The following is a 20,168-nucleotide window of genomic DNA, read 5'->3' on the forward strand; positions in this document are numbered from 1 at the left end:
ACTAATCTTTCCCTATTGACCAAAATTTTCTTTTGGTGAGGAGAACTTCAGAAATTTATTTCTTGGTATCTCCAACGACCCGCACTACTATTCCTGTGACCTCACCTTTAGTTAATGTAGTTGGATTATTGCGATCAGTTGATTGAGCATAAGTGGGATTTACTGATGCTGTTAAGATAAGTATTGTAGCGATAGATATCGCAACCTGTTTGCAAATCGCAATCGTTTCTAAAAATTTACTCGGTTGCTTATTAAGTTTTATATTTTGCAGCATGGTTGATTTTACGTATTTTGTATTTATAATTAACTTGTAGTGGAATATTGTTCGTATAGACGCTATTTGACAAGAATTTGTATCAAATATAAATATTATTTAAGACTCAACAATCTTAGATCTATAAACTTAAAACTTGTATAAACTTAAAAGTTGTAAACTATAGCAGTTTCTACTTGAATAAAATACATCTTGTATTTCTAAATATAGAGATGCGTTCATCGTTACAAAGCGTGTCCGCAGAACATAGATGCATCTTAACTTTAACCTAGTGGCTACGCTAAGCTGACGCATCTTGGAGAGCGTATTATAATCAAACGAGAACCACTACATAATGATATTAAAACCAAATTTTTTCTCATCAATAATTACATATAATGAGCGTTACCACTTGTTTAAAGAGTTGAATTGTAAATTTTGATTAACAGTTATTTTAATTTCAATAAAATAGAAAAAACTTTTAATAAATAATAAACATCATGAGATAAGAAAAAGAGAAAGGCATATGGAAATCATCATAAGCCTATAAAAATAACGTACTCAAAAGCTTTTTTTGAAGTTGTACTTAATTCATGATGTGAGGATTTCTTTGTAGTAAAAGTTGTAAGAATAATAGGTTTAAAGGTACTGCGAATACAGGAATTAAAGACAGAGTTAAAACCTGAGTTAAAACCTGAAAATAATAAGCAGCGGATGCAGTTATTAGATTGGAGTGAGGAAAGCGCAACGTTAATATGACTGCAGTCAGTCATTAGGCTCAATTAACTTAAAGCCCCAAGGTTTTAATGCTGTGATCGCGACTTCTTCATCTATACCTTCATAAGCTTCCCATTCTTCGGGATGCTCTTTAGGATGTCCATCACCTATATTACCTGCTACTTTAATAATGGGAATATCTACGGATAAATCAGCATAGGTGCGGATGCTAATCGTATCACGCTCCATTGATATGGGTAGGACTAATTGAACTTTGTGTCCTACAAACTTTGCTTTCTTCTGTGAGTTAGCAACAGATTCGCGTATTAAACAGATATCACCAGCTGTTCCCCAAGTAGTTTTGTAGATATAAAGGAACGAAATATAAGTTTTTGGCTTGATGGCTCTTTTGAGAACTTTCACGATCTGTAATTCCTGTTCTTCGTTTCTGATTCAATCATTTAATTATCGCTGGTTTGAAACCAAAAAATGTATAAAAAATACTATGAATTTCAATTAAGCTCACTTTTACATATTCAGCAGATAAGAGCGTTTGGAAGCTTTTGCACTTGGTTTGGAATTTTTATGTGGATTTAATTACATGAATATAATTTTAGGTTAAGTGACGATAAAGTTAAGGTAAATTCCACTTGTTAAATTTGTTGTGACTGATTTTGCTACCTTAAACTTCAGTGGTAGTAACGAATAACTCATTAAGGAAATTGATTGTCATATAATTTTCTAATCCATACTTAGAGCTTTTTGAAGTATCTAGCAACTGACCAAAGTTCAAAACCTGACTTTTCATAGGTGTGACGTGCTGGAGCATGACCGGGATCGCCTCCAGTCTCAACCATTGCAATAGACATGCCAGCATCTTTCATCCAATCCAAAGCAAATTCTATCAGAGCGCTGCCAATACCGCGACCTTGAAAGTCTGGATCGACAGCAAGCATATAGATTTCACCCATCCTGTCTTCTGAGTGAAGTTTCACGGCGACAAAACCTACTGTTGCTCCTACATTGATCGCAACCCATACATTTGTATCCTCTGCAGCACAGACATCCTTCACGGCTTTTTGCTGGCTCACACGCCAATTATCAGGATAAAATGCTTGGTATACATCAGTATTCATGGCTTTCTGAATAGAATCAAAGACTGGAGTCCATGCTCGAAGTGAAAGACGAATAACGGCATCAAGGTGCTGTGGGTCGTATGGTTCAATACGCATGTTGATATGACCTCTAAAATATACAGAATAATTTTGGGTAAAAGTACTACCAGTAAAGTACCGAAGAACAACTAAAGATAATTTAAAACCTGTAAGAATTATTCACCAAGAGAATTTATATGATGTCTGCTTAATTAAATTACTTATGAAAAAATATGTTTGTAGTAGCGCTTTAGCGCCAATATTTGTTTACCGCGCTAAAGCGCCACTACGAACCTTATTACAAGTGTTTTAACGGATATGATATTACACTTCATTTGAATTAGTAAAAGGCAAATGAATTAGGAGGCTGTACTCTTGCATAAATGTTAAATAAATTCAAGAACTAAGATATTCATCAAATCTTTCCTGTAGTTGTTCTACTGTTAAATTTTGAGTCCAATATTCAACCATTGCATGACCAAAAGCCCAAGCATTGCGATATCCCCTTTGGGGATGCGCGAAGCTATCCGGGGATTCGGAATTTTTCATCAGGACAGGCCATAATGTTAGTAAATCAAATTTGAGTTGCTTTTCACCTGTATCTAATAGTAGAAACAAATCATACGCCATTTGCAATTTACCAATAACTATAGGTAACTGTTCTACTGGGATTTTTTCTGCTAGCGCATATGCCAAAGTTGGGGAACCTGTTGATAATGTGGAAATAAACTGCAGCACAGGACTTTTCAGTAAAGCTGTGACTCCTTGGGTTGTAGTCATTTGGAAAGTATAGCGATCGATTATTTTGGCTGCTGCAACTGTACGGGCTTCGAGATCCCGCAAAAATCGAGCCAAACGTAGTTGCTTTGCTGGCGCGATCGCATTTATTAGTCCCAAAGATAGTTCATCTACATTCCAAACTTGGCGATTGGTTTTTATATCATAGGTAACAACCGGTAAAACCTGCTGGGAAAATTCCCCAAGTAATTCAGCCCGATATTTCGTAGCTTCCCGAATTGCAATTTCTTTGGGACGTCCCCCTTCTAGCCAGTTGTAGGGAGGTTCCCATTCCCGGATCGGACGCAGGCGATCAACTTGAGTGACAATGGTAATTACAGGTAAATCTTCTACTTCCTCCTTCATCTCCTTGAGAAAGTCTGCATCCATTTGTAGTGCTGGATCTAAAGCAGGTGTAACTAGTAACAACAAATCTGCGGTAGTTGCATAATCAAGTACAAGTTTGCGGAAATCTGCATTATTAATTTGCTCGTAACCGGGAGTATCCCAAAGTGTCAGGGTTCCACCGGTGGAAGTTTCCCAGTGATAATTTTGAATTTTATCGGTACTGGGTAATACGTCAACTTCCGCTAATTCCAATTGAAATAATGTATTGATTAAACTACTTTTTCCCGCTCCAGTTCGCCCCACAAGTAAAATATTTACTGGTTTTTGTTCGACGACCTCTACAGGTTCGGCTTGCACCAGAATTTCTTTCAAAGTTTGGGTTTTTGCTTTTGGTAGACTTAACGTGGATCCAGAAACTTCTACAAATGGTAAGTTATCCCCACCATAAAGTGCTACAGCCTGCTGACAGAGATTACGCAATGCAGCTTCGCGCAACATCTGACTTAAATTTACTAGTAATTGTTGACTGGCTTGATCCCCATAATTTTGACTGACCCGTTTCGCGATCGCGGCGATGGGATTTAAGAACCACTGGGCTAAATTCCAAGTATTCCAGAGTTTGCGGGCTGATGGTTCTAGTTTTTGGTAAACTTCATAGGCGCGATATGCTTGTCCTACCGTAACTTGATTGAGGACTGGTGATAATTTCTGCATCCACCGGTCCATATCATCTACTGTACCCCTGATTAAACCGTAGGCTTGGGGGACGTAAATATTTAGCAGCGGATATTTGACTTCCGGGTGGTAAATATTAGCAATTGCAACGATTAAATCTTGACATCTTTGCCAAAAAGTTTGCCAGTCTTCCCAAATTGGTGCATCTTCTCGCGTTGCTTGGAGAATTCTTTGGAGTGTCTCTTCTACTTGTCTGACGTTGTCATCTCCTGCTATTTGGGCTGTATTCTCCGCCAAAGACTCGATTTCTTCGTTAACCTCGGCGATTACAGCTTCTACCTCTTCGAATTGCGAACGCGTCCATTTCACCAGTAACCAACGCCAACCTACCAAGACAAGGGTGAATATCCCCCAAATCCAGTTAATTCCCCATTCGTGAATTTGCAAACTTGCAGATACTAATATAAAAATCACGATAGTTGCAAATGGGGTTGCTAAGGTAATCCATTGCCAAGGTTTTAAGCTAATCATTGGTTTTGTAGGTGTTTAAATGAGATTTCCTATCACTATTTTCAGTCAATAATTCTTTGACGGTAAAGGAAACTCAGGGAAATTACAATCATTCAAGTTGTTAAACTAGGGGTTTTGCCATGTTAATTCGTAGAGCTTCAAAATCAGATTTCGAAAGTATTTGGAGTATTTTTCAAGTTGTAATAGAACCAGGTAATACATACGTATTTGCTCCTGATACTAGTCGCGAAGATGCTTTTGATTACTGGTTTGAAACAGGTATAAAAACATTTGTGATTGAAGATGACGAACAAATAGTTGGAATGTATAAGCTTGTTACAAATCAACGGGATCTTGGTTCCCACGTTGCAAATGCTTCTTTTATGGTTAATCCAAACCTTCAGGGTAAAGGGATTGGAAAACTAATGGGATTGCACTGTATTGAAGAAGCGAAAAAAGCCGGTTATCTTGCGATTCAATTTAACTTTGTTGTAAGTACGAATAAACCCGCAGTCACCTTATGGGAGAAATTGGGATTTACAATTGTAGGAACATTACCTAAAGCATTTAAACATAAAGAATTGGGATATATTGATGCCTATGTGATGTATCGGTGGTTGGAATAGAGATTTAATTTGTAGCACCATTCCCTAATATACACAATATTCAGTAAAAATTCTTAATACACCTTTTCATGATGTAATTTTTCAAGCTGGAGGACTCTAATAAAAGATGATTTTGGAAAAATTTTTCTACAAAGCGATCGCATTGTACTTAAAAGCATTGTCCCAAACATAGTCAATTACAGCTTTACTATCATCTAAAGAAAGCAACTGACAATACCCTTGCTCATCATAAGTTAGTAAAGGTACCTCAGGGGTATTTTCTACTTCATTACAGTTTTGGTGAACTTTACCACGGATATTTGCCAAATTATCCAAAGGACCGTGAATATCAAAATTAATTGTAGTGCCTAACTTTTTCTCCATCCATTCTTCAACGCGAGAATCTAGCTGTTCGGGAGTCAGGGGAACTGGACTAGTAAGGAGGTGATAATACACTAGAATGATTTCCTTGCATTCCTCCTCTTCAGCAAGATCTATCAGCATTTGAAACACACCATCATTGTTAGCTAAGTTACTAAAGAAAAGAGTATCACTGACCTTTTTCTGAAACTGTATTTTTTTACTTTTATATTTACTATATTGTTTAAAAGCAAATCCACCCAAAGCCATTCCTAAAGATAAAGTTGCGACTAAAACTGGCATTAAATCACGTACTTTAGATTGCTCTATATCTAAATCTTCAACTAAAGGCTGTGCATTTAAAAATATTAGAATTGCAGCTATAAGTAATAAAATATTTGGTAATGCTCTTAATATTAACGGAATTGCAGCCCCTATAGCAGGAATTCCAAATAATAGTCTATCTTTCCAAGTCATACTAGTAGTAACATTAGGAAATAGTAAATCTATATCTGATTTTGGAATATCTTTATAAAAATATAAATACATTTTACCTGGAGTGAAATTCAAGTCTTTGACTTTAATCTTTTTCCCATGAAAGTAAGCTGCTTCCTTGAATTTAATAAGTAAAACAATTCGCTCAAAAATTTCAATTGTTTTTTCTTGACGCCAAAACAAGAACTTCTTAATCGAAATTTTCTTAATAGTGTCACCCCGGTAATAACATAAGCATCTATCAAAATCATCAAAATTAACTTCACTTTTCAAATTAATTAGGGATTTTGTCTCTAATGCTTTTTTAATAATTGATCTAGGCAGGCTAATATAATTAGCTCTTTCTAAGATATGATGAAATTTATTTACCACTTGCGATTCCATTTCATCATATTGCTCTGGTGTTAATTTATTTATAATTTTAATATCTGTATTAGGATTAAATTGTACATAATTATCCTTTATAATTTCCATAGTTTGATGAAAAGAAAAATGATAATATGCTGACAAAATATGACAGAAATCTTGAAATTTTTTGGTGTCAAAACTATTTAATTGACCATCTTCAAGGCAAAGTCTAATAATATCCCGGCGACGGTAGGGAATAAACGCTTCTCGATTTTCGTAAGTTGCCATGAATTGGTTTTTATCAGAGTCCAAGTGGTGATTTTTTTATTAAAAGCTATATTTGTATATCATCTACTTCTTTGAGTTATTAAACAAATTTGTTTACACAAAACTTTAATTTGTAAAGCTGATTGTGCAAGGTTTAAGACAATACTTCTGAGATATTTCGCTAAGATGTATTTTATTTGTATAGAGGTAATATGACCTATCCGCGTTTAGCTTTTCTGATTTTACCCTATACCCGTCATGAACTACCTGGCTGGGGTTATCTTTTCAAAGCTTTTAAAATTTCTACTGTTGAACATCATTCGTTGTGGAAATCTGCACCTACTAAGACAATACGTCATTCTTGGCATAATCACCTAATGAAGTTGGATCTTTCCAATTGGTCCGAACGTCATACATATTTTCTTGGTCGTTTTTACGACCTCGATCTCCAATTAGCTATGAATCAAGTCTTGAAAGCTGGCGATCGCCTGGTAGATATTGGCGCAAATATTGGGATGATCACTCTACATGGTGCTGCATTAGTAGGTGATTCCGGTCATGTTGATAGTTTTGAGCCTAATCCCGAGTGCTGTCAGAGGATCAGAGAATTCTTAGAGTTGAATGATATTAAACATGTCAAAATTCATGAAGTTGGATTGTCAGATGTACGGGACACTTTAACCCTCAGTATCCTTCACGAACATTCAGGTATGGGTACTTTAACTATACCTGAAGGTATAGAAGATGAAGTGATTTCTCAAAAATTTGAAGTACCTGTTTCTATTGGTGATGATATTCTCAAGGAAAATTCAAAACCAATAAAATTTCTCAAAATTGATGTAGAAGGATTTGAATACAAAGTTCTAAGGGGATTAGAACAAACCCTGAAAACTTGGAAACCTGTTGTGGTGACAGAAGCATCTTGGAAGCCTGTTGTCAAAACAGTAGAATCGAGTAATTCTATGGATAATATGGGGATGAATCCGCTGGAAATTTATCATTTCATGAAGCAACTGGGATATTTACCCTATGGTTTGACAACAAAAAGACGTTGGTTACGACATCATTTGGCTTTAATTCCAATTGGTGAAGATAATATTAAAGATTCTATCTTTTCAGATTTTCTTTGGTTACATCCAGAAAGTTCGGGTAAAGAAGCTCTGGAAAAATTTATTTCTTGAAAAGCAACATACAAAAAAAATTACGCATCAACTTCAAATAAACCATCTTGCCATATAATCGCTTCAATATCGCACTCCGAAGCAATTGACGTTTGGAAATCTGGTGCGTAGTTCTTTTTTATGAAAAATATGTGGCGAGAATTAGTTTTTATATATAGACGCTATCTAAAAAGATGGATTGCAAGACTCTTAATAATGCTATTAACAGCATGTCTTGTGGTAATCGAATCACCTGTTGGTGCGAATGTTCCTTCCAAGGGAAACTTATATAAAGGAAGATATCAAAACAGTAATTTGATTGTTAGTCAAGCAGATGTAGATAAACTTGCACAGCAAGGTCAAAAACTATATCAAACAGGAGATTTCGCTTCCGCAGTAAAATTATTACAGCAAGCAATTAATAAATTTGAATTATCTGGAGACACCCTACATCAAGCAATCAGCTTGAGTAATCTTTCCTCAGCGTATCAAAAACTTGGATTGTGGGAAGATGCAGATTTGGCTGTTGCAACTAGCTTAAATTTATTGCAAAGGTTAAATAGTTCATCAGAAAATTTAAGATACATCGCTAAAGCTTTAGATGTTCGAGGACATTTAGAGTTAGCTCGGGGACAGACACAAGTTGCACTTACAACTTGGAAAGAAGTAGGTGATATTTATAAATCCTTAGATGATACTTATAGTTTGATAAATAACCGTATTGGCCGGGCTCAAATTCTACAAATTTTAGGTCATTTTCGTCAAGCAAATCAAGTTTTAAATGGTTTAGAAGAAATTGTTAATAGTCAAGCAAATCCCATTTTAAAAGCTAAGCTATTACGCAGTTTAGGTAATATTGTAGCAGTGATTGACGACTTAAAAGAATCAAGCAGACTCTTAGAGTCAAGTTTAAAAAATGCTCAAGACTCAGGTTCAAATACAGAGATTAGTAAAACTTTATTAAGTCTGGCAAATTTAGCACGTATTCAACACAGAATGCCAGTAGCCGTAAACTATTATAAGCAAGCTATAGAAAGGTCTAATAATTTTGATATACGTCTTCAATCTCAACTAAATTTACTCAGCTTACTTATCGATGTAAAACAATATCCTGATGTCTATTTATTAATATCTCAAATTCAGCCTGAATTAAATTATTTACCCATTAGTCGTCCGGGAGTTAATGCCAAAATTAATTTTGTGCATAGCCTAATTAAATTAAGCAGTGAAGCAGGAGAAAATAGGAAATTATTTAAATCAATATCTTCATCTAAACCTGCTCAAATATTAGCAAAAGCAATTAAAGATGCTCGAAAATTAAAAGATAGACGGATAGAATCCTATGCAATTGGAACTTTGGGTGAATTATATAAACAAGATAAACGATTCTATGAAGCTGAAAAGTTAACGGAAAAAGCTTTATTTATTGCCCAAACTATTCATGCATTAGATATTACTTATCAGTGGGAATGGCAAATGGGACTTTTACTTCAGCAGAATGGGAAAACTCAGGACGCGATCGCTCACTATAAAAATGCGATTGAAACTCTTCAAGGGTTACGTAAGGATTTAATTTCAATTAATACAGATATTCAATTTTCTTTCACTCAAAGTGTTGAACCAGTATATCGAGAATTATTAGAATTACTCTTACAAGAAAAAGTACCTAATTCAGAAAATCTTAAGTTAGCTCGAAATACAATTGAATCACTACAATTAGCAGAACTTGATGATTTTTTCCGTTCTGCATGTTTAGAACCTTCAGAAATTGTTGATACATTAATCGAAAAACAGGATTTCCATAGTGCTGTTATCTATCCGATTATTTTGTCAAAAAGCTTAGATGTAATTTTGAAGGTACCAGGTGAACCCGATTTACTTCATTATAAAACTGCCATCAATAAAGAAGAGTTGGAGAGTACTGTAGCTAAGCTTAGGGAATATTTAAAAAATGTCACTCGTACCGCTGATGTCAAACGGTTATCGGGGAAAGTTTATCAATGGATGATTAAACCCTTTGAAACCGAACTAGCAAAGAGTGGAATTAAAACCTTGGTTTTTGTCTTAGATGGAGAACTAAGAAATATTCCTATGTCCGTTCTGTACGATGGACAGCAAGATAAATATTTAATCGAAAAATATGCAATTACTATAACTCCTGGATTACAACTTTTAGATACTGAAATCCGACAGAAACTAGCACTAAATGTTTTGACAGGTGGAGTAGATCGAGAAATTTCCGTGGACGGTAAAACATTTCCTCCACTTACTAACGTTGAACGAGAACTAAAAAATATTCAGTCAGAAGTATCAAACAGTAAAATACTTGTTAATCAAAAATTTACTGAAGTTAATTTACATAATCAATTACAAACCATTCCATTTTCAGTTGTTCATTTGGCGACCCACGGTGAGTTTAGTTCCGATCCACAAAATACCTTTATTTTGACCTGGAATGAGTTACTAAAATCAAGAAAATTTGATAATCTTTTGAGGGAAACCAATGGATACAATAGCTTCCAAGACCCCAACAGTATCGATTTACTTGTCCTTAGCGCTTGTCAGACAGCACAAGGTGATCGAAGAGCAGCTTTAGGATTAGCTGGGGTTGCTCTTAAGGCTGGTGCGAGATCTACGATCGCAACACTATGGTCAGTGGATGATGAATCTACAGCCGATTTAATGAATAAATTTTATAGTGAATTAAAAACTGGAGTAAATAAAACCGAAGCGCTTCATCAGGCTCAATTAGCTACTTTGGATCGAGAAAAACGTCCTTATTTTTGGGCTCCTTTCGTTTTGATGGGTAATTGGCTTTGATGGTGTTGGAATATTCAATTGGTTGACAGTTAAATGTAAACTATCAGCTGTCAGCCATTATTAATGATTCATTATTAAGGACTTTATTCCAATGTCCACAACACCAACTCCTCGTCAAATTTTAGAAACTCTACTCCCCCATCTCAGAGTTGCAGCTGGTTATGCTCGTTTTCTCCAACCAAAAATTGCTGCACTTCCCGATAAGGACACCACAGATGGTAACTTTTTTGCTGCAGCACTCACTGATGCAGATTTAGCAATTCAGAATTTTGTGGAAGTCGCAATGTTAGGTAGTTTCCCAAATACTAGATTTTATGGCGAAGAATACCAGAGTTCTCCTAATACTGGGTACTTCCGTGCAATTGATTTAGGAGAGCAAGATGACTATTTAGTAACTCTTGACCCAATTGATGGTACTAAATATTACATGGATGGGCATTCTAATTATCAAATCATTCTCACCGTGTTGAATGCAGATGATTATGAAGCGGTACTAGCAATTTCCCCTGCACAGAATATTTATTTCTATGCTTTGAGGGGTGAAGGTGCTTTTAAGGGTCAGCTTGACATGAGTTTAGAAGAATGTTCTCCCCTGACGGTAAGCTCAAATCCCGAACCAACTATATTGTTGGGAACGAAAATGGGCGCGTTAGCACCAACACTTAAAAACAAATATCAAGTAATAGATCCCAATGTTGATTATTCAAGCTCTGTGCAAGTTCCCAACTTGAATGGTATGTTCGTTGGTCTATTAAGTGGAACAGTGAAACAAAGCGGTCAATTTATTGATGGTGGAGCATTGGCTTTTTTAGCAAGGGAAGCAGGTTTTATTGTTACGACTTTAGATGGTTCGCCTTTACCTCCTTTGCATACCTGTAAAAATTATTGTTTACCTGGGTTAGTAATTGCTACTTCTAAAACAGTTCATCAAGATTTACTTGAAGCCACAAGCATAGTACAAATGCGATCTTAATTAATAAAATTAATCGGGGGAATTTTCTTTTTTTTTGTTACCCATTACCAATTACCCATTACCAATTACCAATTACCAATTACCCATTACCAATGAACGATCAAAACATAATTAAACTCGACCAATTCTTGAAACTCATAGGTGTAGCCTCAACTGGAGGACAAGCCAAAATGATGATTTTTGATGGTGCTGTCAAAGTAAATGATGTCGTTGAAACCCGGAGAGGAAGAAAATTAGTATCGGGTGATAAGGTAACAGTGAAGCAAGAAATTTCTATTAATGGTGTTACCTCATTTGATGTGGCGAGTTTTATCAATTAAAGGAATGTAAAAACTTCTTACTTATTACTTATTACTTATTACTTATTACTTATTACTCGTCTACCTTCTCGAAGACGATTGTACTATGGGTTACTAGGGCTGCGATCGCGCCGATAGCAGCCAATTGAGGTGCAAGCAAAGCCCCAACAACTCCCAAGGTCAGAGGTATGTCGATTAAGGTTTTGCCATCCTCGTTCTTGATAATGATACGGCGTATGTTACCTTTACGGACTAACTCCTTGATTTGGCTCAGAAGTTTATCACCACTTACTTTTAACTCTTGGGTATGGATTTTTTTTTCGCTCATTTCAATGTTCTTCAGCTCAATATCACTAATATAACAATCCTAAATGACAGCCGAAATCAAACCCCTTGAAATCAAACACCCGCGAGAAGCAACATCCCCAAATCAAATCTTAGGAGAGCTAAGTCCACCTAATAAAATCAACCACCATGGTATTTTCAAATCGGGAATCAGCGACGAATAATTTCTAAGTGCTGGTAACGCAGAAGGTAGTACAAAGCGAAGAGAACGGAGCGATGCAGGAAGATTTCCATCCCGATCTGCTATTCCATAATGCTTAGCTAGTTCGGCGACAATTTGTACCCGTCCGGTGTGACGCATTATATTTGCATTTGGTTCGGAAGCCAGCATAGCGATCGCTCGTCCTGTTAGTAGAGGAGTTTCCCAATTGTAGCGATCGCCAAATATTCTACTTTGAGGGTCGCTCATATTTTTCTCTTTAATTTCATTGGCAATGCTGGAAATATGCTCTGTACCAACAATACCAGGCCAAATTGAAATGGAAGCGACATTATAGGATTTTAATTCGACAGCCATATCAGCAGCTAAGCGATCGCATGCAGCTTTTCCCGCACCATATGCTGCACCAAAGATATAAGACATCCCACCCCAAGAGGAAATAGTGCAAATCAAACCTGAGAGATTTTTAGTCATCATCCGAGCAGCAAAAATACTGGCGACGTAGTGACTGCGAAGACCAACGTTATTTCCTGCATCCCATAAATTTGGTTCGCAATCCCAAAATGGTTTTCCTTGAGCGTCTCTCAATGCTCTGACGCCGGAATAAGCATTATTGACCAATAGATCTAATTGTCCACTTTGCTCGTCCTGAATGCGTTCGAATAGTAAGCGCACCTGCTCGTCATCGCTATGGTCTACTCGAATGGGAATGCAAACACCACCGGCAGACTCAACTGCTGCTTGGGTATCATTCAAAGTACCTGAGATATCGCCATCGGAATCAGAATCACTGAGGCTGCGTCCTGTAATGTAAACAGTTGCGCCTGCTTCACCCAGCCCAATTGCAATTCCTTTTCCAATTCCCCGCGTAGCACCTGTCACTAGTGCGACTTTACCTTCAAGATTTTTCACTTGTGCTTTTCTAGCTGCTTAATCATATGTCTGTCTCATATATATTAGACTTCTTTGGGAAAATATACCTTAAATATAAGGTTTTATATGCTAAATTTTGAGGTATTCTAGATAATATGGGATTGTTTTTGTTAATACCAACGTGTAAAGATTCATTGCGAATAAAGCAGGTAGTTTGAAAGTGGTGATAAATTAATAATTGAAGCTTGAGAAGCTTCCCTGGCAGAGACAACAGCCAACGTTGTTTAGTTCAAATTAGTTAAGAGGTAAAAAAGCTGTTTCATCATCTGTCTCGTAACCCAACTGCAACACCCGACGCGAAAACTTATATTTCCTCATGTTGTTGAATAGGGGGCAATACAACTGGATTATAACTCTATTTCTAGGTTTAAGTTATTCATTCAGTGCAACCCCATTTATAAGGATTAGAAAGAGGAAATTACTAAGTGATTAGTAGCTTGGGTGTTGTTGTTTTAAAATTTAGTTTATAAAGATAAAAATTTAGTTATTAGAGCTAATCGCATCAATAATATTACAGCTTTAATCGACAAATTTAGTTAATAAATTCTATTATTATTAATTTAATTTGGATTCCAAAATATTCAAGTTATTAATCTTTATAGTAGTTCGAAATATACTCGGTATTCATAGGAAATACTTCACTGATTTGTGTTGTTGTAGCTCACACCTATGCCTACCGTAAAATTTCTGTTGCCTGTTTCCTGTTCTTTCTACTCCATATCTAACTTAATGTTTATTATTAGTAGATTTTGGGAATTCTGGAACTGTAGCGCACAGACGGAAATTTATTCATGTGGGTGAGCCTAAAAGAGTTAATGTGGCAATGGCGCGGTGTTTTAATTGCTTCTCCTAGTGTTGCTTTGTTATTGATTGGATTGCGCTTGGCTGGGTTGCTACAATCTTTGGAATTGGCTGCTTGGGATCAATTTTTTCGCTTGCGCCCCTCAGAAACAGTTGATTCGCCCATTACAATTGTTGAGATGAACGAATCAGATATACGAAAGCTAGGATGGCCTTTATCAGATGCAAAGCTTGCTCGTTTATTATCGGTCATTAAACAACATAAACCTAGAGTTATTGGACTTGATTTTTACCGCGATTTACCAGTAGAACCTGGATTCGAGGAGCTAGAAAAGGTTTTTGCATCCACGCCAAATTTATTTGCAATTCATAAGGTGATAGGTAGTACCGTTGGTTTCGGAGTAAATCCACCAACAAAGTTAAGGGAGTTAGGGCAGGTAAGTGCTTCTGATATAGTGGTAGACCAAGATGGTAGAGTAAGAAGAAATTTATTATCTGTTGAAAATAAAGATGGCGAAATTACTTTGGGTTTGGGAACGCAGTTAGCTTTAAGTTATCTGGAAGCCGAGGGGATTAGTTTAGAAATTATTGACGAACAAGCTAGTAAACTCAAACTTGGTAAAGGAATTTTTATTGAATTAGATGAAAATGATGGTGGTTATATCAGAAATGATATTGGTGGTTATCAGATATTAGCTAACTTCCACAATCTTCGTGCTGGTTTTCCCACAATTTCCATGAGTCAGGTTTTAGAAGGGAAAATAACAGCTAAATTTATTCGCGATCGCATAGTTTTAATTGGACCAACTGCTGAAAGCCTGGGGGATTTTTTTTATACTCCCTATCGCGACAGGAGTAGTGGAGTTTCAATTCACGCTGATATTGCTAGTCAAATAATTAGCGCAGCTAAAGAAGGTCGTCCGCAAATTCAGGTGTGGTCTGACACCTATGAATACTTATGGATTGCAATCTGGTCATTGGTCGGAGCTACATTAAGTTGGGCGCAGCGCTACAAAAAACAAACTCGTTGGTCCCATCTGTCTAGTAGCTTGATTATTTTATTATTGGGGACTTGTTTGCTTGGTGGAAGTTATTTAGCTTTCTGGAAAGCAGCGCTGTGGATTCCTGTTGTCCCAGGATTTTTAGCTTTATTTGGTGGTGCGACTACCGTTACAGGAATCGTTGCTCGCGACTCATCAAAAATGCGGCAAACTTTTGGTCGTTATCTCACAAATGAGGTGGTTGCAACTTTGTTGGAAACATCAGAAGGTTTAAAAATTGGCGGAGAAAAGAAACATGTGACAGTTTTAATTTCTGATTTGCGAGGATTTTCCGCTATGTCGGAACAGGTTTCTCCAGAAAAAGTATTAGAGATTATCAATCTGTATTTGGCAGAAATGACTGATACTATCAACCACTACAAAGGTACGATTAACGATTTTATGGGCGATGGTATCTTTGTGATGTTTGGTGCACCGGTTTCATTTGCAGATAATGCACAACGCGCTGTCAGCTGCGCCATTTCTATGCAGTTAGCAATGGATGGAATCAATCAAAAATTATTACAAATGCAATTACCACCTTTGGAAATGGGTATTGGTATCCATTCAGGGGAAGTATTAGCGGGAAGTATTGGTTCTTATCAGCGCGCTAAGTACACTGTCATGGGTAGTAATGTTAACCTTGCAGCTCGGATTGAAACTTATACCGTCGGTGGACAGATACTTGTATCTCAAGAGACTCTCGACGCAGTGGGAGAAATTATGCGGATTTCTGGAGAATTGCAGGTACAGCCTAAAGGATTCACCAATCCAATTACAATTTATGAGGTGGAGGGAATTGGTGGTAAGTACAACTTGTTTTTGCAAGATAAAAAAGAATCTCTCAAAGTTTTAGCAACCAAGATACTTGTAAAATATCGAGTGACTCAAGGAAAACATATTTCCGATAAAGTGTTGCAAGGTTGGTTAGTCAAATTATCGTTGGATAGTGCTGACATATGCACGGGAGAACCATTACAAGTTCTCAGCAATCTTCGGGTTCAACTTGCGACAGATGACGAAAAATTAAATCATCAACAAATATATGCCAAAGTAGTTAAAGTATTGGATGAAAAGCAAAACTATTTTCGTCTTCGTTTTACTGCATTACCTACAGATATTAAAGTTTGCTTTCAAGATTTGTGTGAATGATATAGGATTCCTACAAATATGAATTTATCACATGGTTTGTAGTTGTGCTTTAGCGCTGAAGCGCAACTACAAGCATTTTTACAAGTAATTAGGCAAACCTGATATTATTTATTGGATCCCTTTATGTTGTAATGGAGTCTTAGCGATCGCATCTAAACCAACAGATTCCAGTAAGCTTTCCCAAGCTGTAGCAATTTCCAAATTCTCTGGTTGAGAAACTTTGAGTGCAGCGAGATTCGATACAGCCTCAAACCAATATCCGGATTCGCTATAAAGTATAACTTGTTCCAAAGATTTTGGTTTATCTAGCTGATTTGTCAATTTAGAATTGGGTGAAATTCGGCGTACTAATCCTTCTACAAAAGGGTTTTTAGGACCAGTTTGTTGACAAACTATTGATATTACAAATCGGTAATCTTGATCTATTTCTAACCCTGGCTCTGTTTTAGCTAAGGTAAAACTAATAATTTCTGGAGTATTTGCTACATTTACTTCCGTTTGATAAATTCCCTCTCCTTCCTCATTTTCTAAAGTGAATTCCACAGCTTTGGCTGAAGTTGGAGGGATATAAACCATAAAACTTGGGTGACTTGATGCTGTTAATCCCAGTTTTGAGGATGGTAATAATGGTACTAAAGTTTTATCAATAGTTTGACTTTTAACTCCAAGAGAACTTATTTCCTCTGACGCTTCGCACATACCGTTATCCCGTCTACCACCTCCAACCGTCACTTTAGGTTTTCTTTCACCTTTACGAGGTTTAAAGGTTACTTTTGACTGCTTATTGGTAGTTTTTTCAGAAGTAGCACCCTGTGCTTGAGCTTGTCCTATACTGTTGGGAATAGAACCGCATTGCAGTGACATCGTGGTTGCAAACAGTACAAGCAAGCGAGTGATTCCGATCTGATTCATATTAAATTTATATTTAAATTTGTGTTGCTATATAGCCGTCCAAGAACATAATTCCCAGAATTAAGAAATAGATCACAGATGTAGAAATTATCAACAACTAAATTTCATCAATGTAGCTTTAGTTATGAATATTCCTTATTTTTCATTCCCAAACTTCTTATTTTTAGTTACAGGACTTACGCAATGAAGATTTGTCATTGCGACCGAAACGTAGTGTAGGGTTAGCGCAGCGTCTCCGTTTAGGAGATAGCAATCACAGCGTCTGGGGGGGATTACGTCGCTAACGCTAGCCCGCAGCGTAGCTGTTAGCAAAGCGTGACGTTAGTCATACGTAATGACGGAAATACGTTCATTTTGCGTAAGTCCTAAGTTAATTAAAGCCAGTTACCAACAAGTACAAAAGGTGCCCAATAAAAAGGATGTTTAAATCCACGCTGTCCGAGTAATGAAAGTTGGGCTTGACGTAATGCTTCTGCTTTGGAGACATTCGGTTTTGCCAGTTGTTTGTAAAATTCCACCATGAATATTGAAGTTGAGCGATCGTCTACAGCCCATAAGCTAGCTACAGTACTGCGCGCACCCGACCTCACCGCTACACCTGCAAGTCCTAACGCAGCCCGTTTATCGCCTTGTGCTGTCTGACAAGCACTTAAAACTAACAATTCTATGGGATTGTTACTGTATTTCTCTCGGTTTTGCAGTAAGTTACCCAATTGTTTAACATTGATGCGATGATCCCAGGTAAGAATAAAGGTATCCTTAACCCTACAACTAAATTGACCGTGGGTAGCTAAATGAACTACAGGAAATGGTGTATTACTAATATTCTTTTCTAAAGCTTTGGTGGTAAATTTCTGATTGAGCAGTACTTGAGAAGAAATCTTAGACTTAATTTGATTAATTTCTGTTTTTACTCCAGGAAGTGACATAAATCCTTGTCTGGATTCACTTAAGCCACCAAATAATACTTTTAAGTTTTTATGTTTTAAAGATTGAGGAGCAAATAGTTGCAATCCTGGAGTTACTGCTAAATTATATTTTTCGATTAAGTATTGCTGACCGTCATAAAGTACCGCCATTGGCAGATTTTTCATGGAACCGTCAAGCATAAAAGCCAAAGTTTTCACACCATTTGCTTGTAATTCTTTTTCTGCTGGCTTAATAAGTAAATCGTAAAATTTTTCGGCGATCGCTAAACGTTCTTTTTTTAAGGATGTACGTCTCAAAGAACGTCGCATTTTTTCAATATTAGTTTCCAGTTCGCTTTCTGAAATCTTGCTACTGTAATGAGTTAGAGTTTGATTCGGTAGAGAAAGAACTACCTCCAAGCGATCGCGTAAAATGATGGGATAAATTACTGCTGCTTGCGGATCTACCTTATCGATATCAAGTTGAGTTGAACTCCCGGTTAAGTAAGCTTCTCGAAAATAATTATCTAATTCTGCTAATTGCAAAGATTCTATGACTCGGCGAGCTTTTTTTAAATTGCTTTGACTTACTTTTTTTCCAGATTTAAAAGATTTAGAGTTAGAGTTTTCGTTAGATTCGCCTTGAAGCAATAAATCAACTAATTCCCGATAAATTGGCTCTACGCTTTCACGAAAATAAAATTGGACATTGACATTATTGGCGACTAAATCATTACTAATTACACTTAAAGTGGCTACAGCATTACTATATGCTGAGACTGCTTTATCGATCTGATTTTGCTTTTTGAATAATCTTCCTAATTGCCATTGCCAATGATAGGAAATATCAGCAGCATTATTTGCTTGTGCAAGTATCAATGCTTGTTCTGTGAGCTTTTGCGCTTCTGCTAACTGCTGTGTTCGTTCGTAAAGTTCTCCCAAATAACCCAAAGCGTAAGATTCTGCTCGCGAATCCCGGATCGCTTGAGCTTCTGCAATTGCTTTGGTAAGAAGTTTAGCGCTATATTCATTTCTCTTATCTTTATCTATATCCTTATCTTTAATTCTTACCAAACTTTGGACGAAGTTAACTTTTGTATATATCGCTTGACGACTCGGGGGTAAGTTTTCAATTCCTGGTTCGATTTTCGCGATTAACTCTTTAGCTTGATGCCATTTTTCCATATCTATCAACAGACATAATTGATTGAGTTGCGCCTGAAGTTTATTAATTGGAGATTTTGATGCGACAATCGCCCGTTGATAATATTTTAGTGCCTTTTCTGACAATTCATCATCGCGAGCATTATTACCCAAACTAAGTAGTACCGCAGCAATATCATTTGGAGAATCTAATTTTTCGGCGATCGCTAAACTTTGCTGTAAAGCTTCTTCAGATGCTTGTAAGTCTCCCAATAACCTCAGAGTATTACCAAAGTTAAGCAAGGTAGCTGCTTTGAGCGAAGAGGGTGATTCTTTCTTCAAGCTTTGATTTACCTCTTCTAAAGTAACCCTAGCACGAAGATAAAGCCCCAATCTTCTCAAAGCTTGAGATTGATTTATTAGACTGCGGATATAACCGACATTATCTCCTACTTCCTTGTACTTTTTGCTCGCATTAACCCAAATATTTAATGCTTCCTCTGTCTTCCCTCGAGCAAGTAAAAGACTACCTTTGATATTTAAAGCTGCAGCTTGTAAAGACTTTGCTTTTACAGTCTCTAGATTATCTAATAAATTCAGACTATCTTCGATTGTTTTATTAGCTTGTTGCCAATTTCCTAACTTTTGGTAGGCTAACGCTAGATTACTCAGCACGATGCTCTGATTGAGAATATCGTTTGTAGAGCTAAAAATTTTCAATGCTTGCTGCCATTTTTCTATAGCTTGTATAAAATTTCCTGTTTGGTAATCATTTTTCGCTGTTTCTACTAATGCAGATGAAGAAATTTTTATAGTTTCAATTTTTTTAGCTTCAACAGCTACGACTTCTGATGTTTGCGCCGCTAATAAAAAATAAAAATTAGTTAGGAATAGAATAATTAGTGTAAAGGAAACTCCTAAACCCAATAATCTGAGGAATTTCCTAGTAGAAAAATAAAGAATAATTACCTTACAGTTAGTCGCGACTGAAATTATGTTTTTTTTTTAACCCT

The 20,168-nt window shown here is 36.6% G+C and carries 15 protein-coding genes; 6 read left to right on the plus strand and 9 right to left on the minus strand.

The window, feature by feature from the left end; translation table 11 throughout:
* Nucleotides 1-55: 55 nt before the first annotated feature.
* The 4 genes from BC008_RS21330 to BC008_RS21345 all read right to left on the minus strand — a co-directional run bounded on the left by BC008_RS21330 (nucleotide 56) and on the right by BC008_RS21345 (nucleotide 4,455).
* On the minus strand, nucleotides 56-274 hold the full coding sequence (locus BC008_RS21330; RefSeq protein ID WP_058183775.1) for a hypothetical protein: 219 nt from the start codon (nucleotides 272-274) through the stop codon (nucleotides 56-58).
* A gap of 744 nt (nucleotides 275-1,018) precedes the next feature.
* Nucleotides 1,019-1,393: a hypothetical protein gene (locus tag BC008_RS21335; protein ID WP_027845258.1), complete on the minus strand. Its 375-nt coding sequence runs from the start codon at nucleotides 1,391-1,393 to the stop codon at nucleotides 1,019-1,021.
* 329 nt (nucleotides 1,394-1,722) lie between these two features.
* Nucleotides 1,723-2,202, minus strand: a complete 480-nt coding sequence (locus BC008_RS21340; RefSeq protein WP_027845257.1) for a GNAT family N-acetyltransferase — start codon at nucleotides 2,200-2,202, stop codon at nucleotides 1,723-1,725.
* A gap of 318 nt (nucleotides 2,203-2,520) precedes the next feature.
* Complete coding sequence (locus tag BC008_RS21345) at nucleotides 2,521-4,455, minus strand: GTPase family protein (RefSeq protein ID WP_027845256.1); 1,935 nt, start codon at nucleotides 4,453-4,455, stop codon at nucleotides 2,521-2,523.
* A 119-nt stretch (nucleotides 4,456-4,574) separates the two neighbouring features.
* On the opposite strand from BC008_RS21345, the gene BC008_RS21350 reads away from it, so the two are divergent.
* Nucleotides 4,575-5,060 carry a GNAT family N-acetyltransferase gene (locus tag BC008_RS21350; RefSeq protein ID WP_027845255.1) on the plus strand — a complete coding sequence of 162 codons (486 nt, stop codon included), beginning with the start codon at nucleotides 4,575-4,577 and terminating at the stop codon, nucleotides 5,058-5,060.
* Between the two features lie 126 nt (nucleotides 5,061-5,186).
* Here the strand turns inward: BC008_RS21350 and BC008_RS21355 are convergent, their stop codons facing one another.
* Complete coding sequence (locus BC008_RS21355; protein WP_027845254.1) at nucleotides 5,187-6,530, minus strand: TMEM143 family protein; 1,344 nt, start codon at nucleotides 6,528-6,530, stop codon at nucleotides 5,187-5,189.
* Nucleotides 6,531-6,721: 191 nt separating this feature from the next.
* Between BC008_RS21355 and BC008_RS21360 the strand changes: the two genes are divergently transcribed.
* The 4 genes from BC008_RS21360 to BC008_RS21375 all read left to right on the plus strand — a co-directional run bounded on the left by BC008_RS21360 (nucleotide 6,722) and on the right by BC008_RS21375 (nucleotide 11,782).
* Nucleotides 6,722-7,690: an FkbM family methyltransferase gene (locus BC008_RS21360; RefSeq protein ID WP_027845253.1), complete on the plus strand. Its 969-nt coding sequence runs from the start codon at nucleotides 6,722-6,724 to the stop codon at nucleotides 7,688-7,690.
* 195 nt (nucleotides 7,691-7,885) lie between these two features.
* Nucleotides 7,886-10,489 carry a CHAT domain-containing protein gene (locus BC008_RS21365; protein ID WP_027845252.1) on the plus strand — a complete coding sequence of 868 codons (2,604 nt, stop codon included), beginning with the start codon at nucleotides 7,886-7,888 and terminating at the stop codon, nucleotides 10,487-10,489.
* Nucleotides 10,490-10,580: 91 nt separating this feature from the next.
* The gene (locus BC008_RS21370; RefSeq protein ID WP_027845251.1) at nucleotides 10,581-11,462 is read left to right on the plus strand and encodes an inositol monophosphatase family protein; all 882 of its coding nucleotides are present in this window, start codon (nucleotides 10,581-10,583) and stop codon (nucleotides 11,460-11,462) included.
* Nucleotides 11,463-11,569: 107 nt separating this feature from the next.
* Nucleotides 11,570-11,782 carry an RNA-binding S4 domain-containing protein gene (locus BC008_RS21375; protein ID WP_027845773.1) on the plus strand — a complete coding sequence of 71 codons (213 nt, stop codon included), beginning with the start codon at nucleotides 11,570-11,572 and terminating at the stop codon, nucleotides 11,780-11,782.
* A 52-nt stretch (nucleotides 11,783-11,834) separates the two neighbouring features.
* On the opposite strand, the gene BC008_RS21380 is transcribed toward BC008_RS21375, so the two are convergent.
* Both BC008_RS21380 and BC008_RS21385 read right to left on the minus strand, forming a co-directional pair.
* A complete protein-coding gene (locus BC008_RS21380; RefSeq protein ID WP_027845772.1) occupies nucleotides 11,835-12,089 on the minus strand; it encodes a DUF4342 domain-containing protein in 255 nt (84 codons plus the stop codon).
* 102 nt (nucleotides 12,090-12,191) lie between these two features.
* On the minus strand, nucleotides 12,192-13,178 hold the full coding sequence (locus BC008_RS21385) for an SDR family NAD(P)-dependent oxidoreductase (protein ID WP_027845771.1): 987 nt from the start codon (nucleotides 13,176-13,178) through the stop codon (nucleotides 12,192-12,194).
* 812 nt (nucleotides 13,179-13,990) lie between these two features.
* Between BC008_RS21385 and BC008_RS21390 the strand changes: the two genes are divergently transcribed.
* Nucleotides 13,991-16,192, plus strand: a complete 2,202-nt coding sequence (locus BC008_RS21390; protein ID WP_027845770.1) for a CHASE2 domain-containing protein — start codon at nucleotides 13,991-13,993, stop codon at nucleotides 16,190-16,192.
* Between the two features lie 108 nt (nucleotides 16,193-16,300).
* Here BC008_RS21390 and BC008_RS21395 read toward each other — a convergent pair whose 3' ends face one another.
* Nucleotides 16,301-17,104 (minus strand): DUF928 domain-containing protein, encoded by an 804-nt coding sequence (locus BC008_RS21395; protein WP_027845769.1) that lies wholly within the window; start codon nucleotides 17,102-17,104, stop codon nucleotides 16,301-16,303.
* A gap of 374 nt (nucleotides 17,105-17,478) precedes the next feature.
* The gene (locus BC008_RS21400) at nucleotides 17,479-20,082 is read right to left on the minus strand and encodes a CHAT domain-containing protein (RefSeq protein WP_235595893.1); all 2,604 of its coding nucleotides are present in this window, start codon (nucleotides 20,080-20,082) and stop codon (nucleotides 17,479-17,481) included.
* Between the last annotated feature and the right edge of the window lie 86 nt (nucleotides 20,083-20,168).

The sequence above is a fragment of the Mastigocoleus testarum BC008 genome (assembly GCF_001456025.1).
In the GTDB taxonomy this organism is placed as follows: Bacteria; Cyanobacteriota; Cyanobacteriia; order Cyanobacteriales; family Nostocaceae; genus Mastigocoleus; species Mastigocoleus testarum.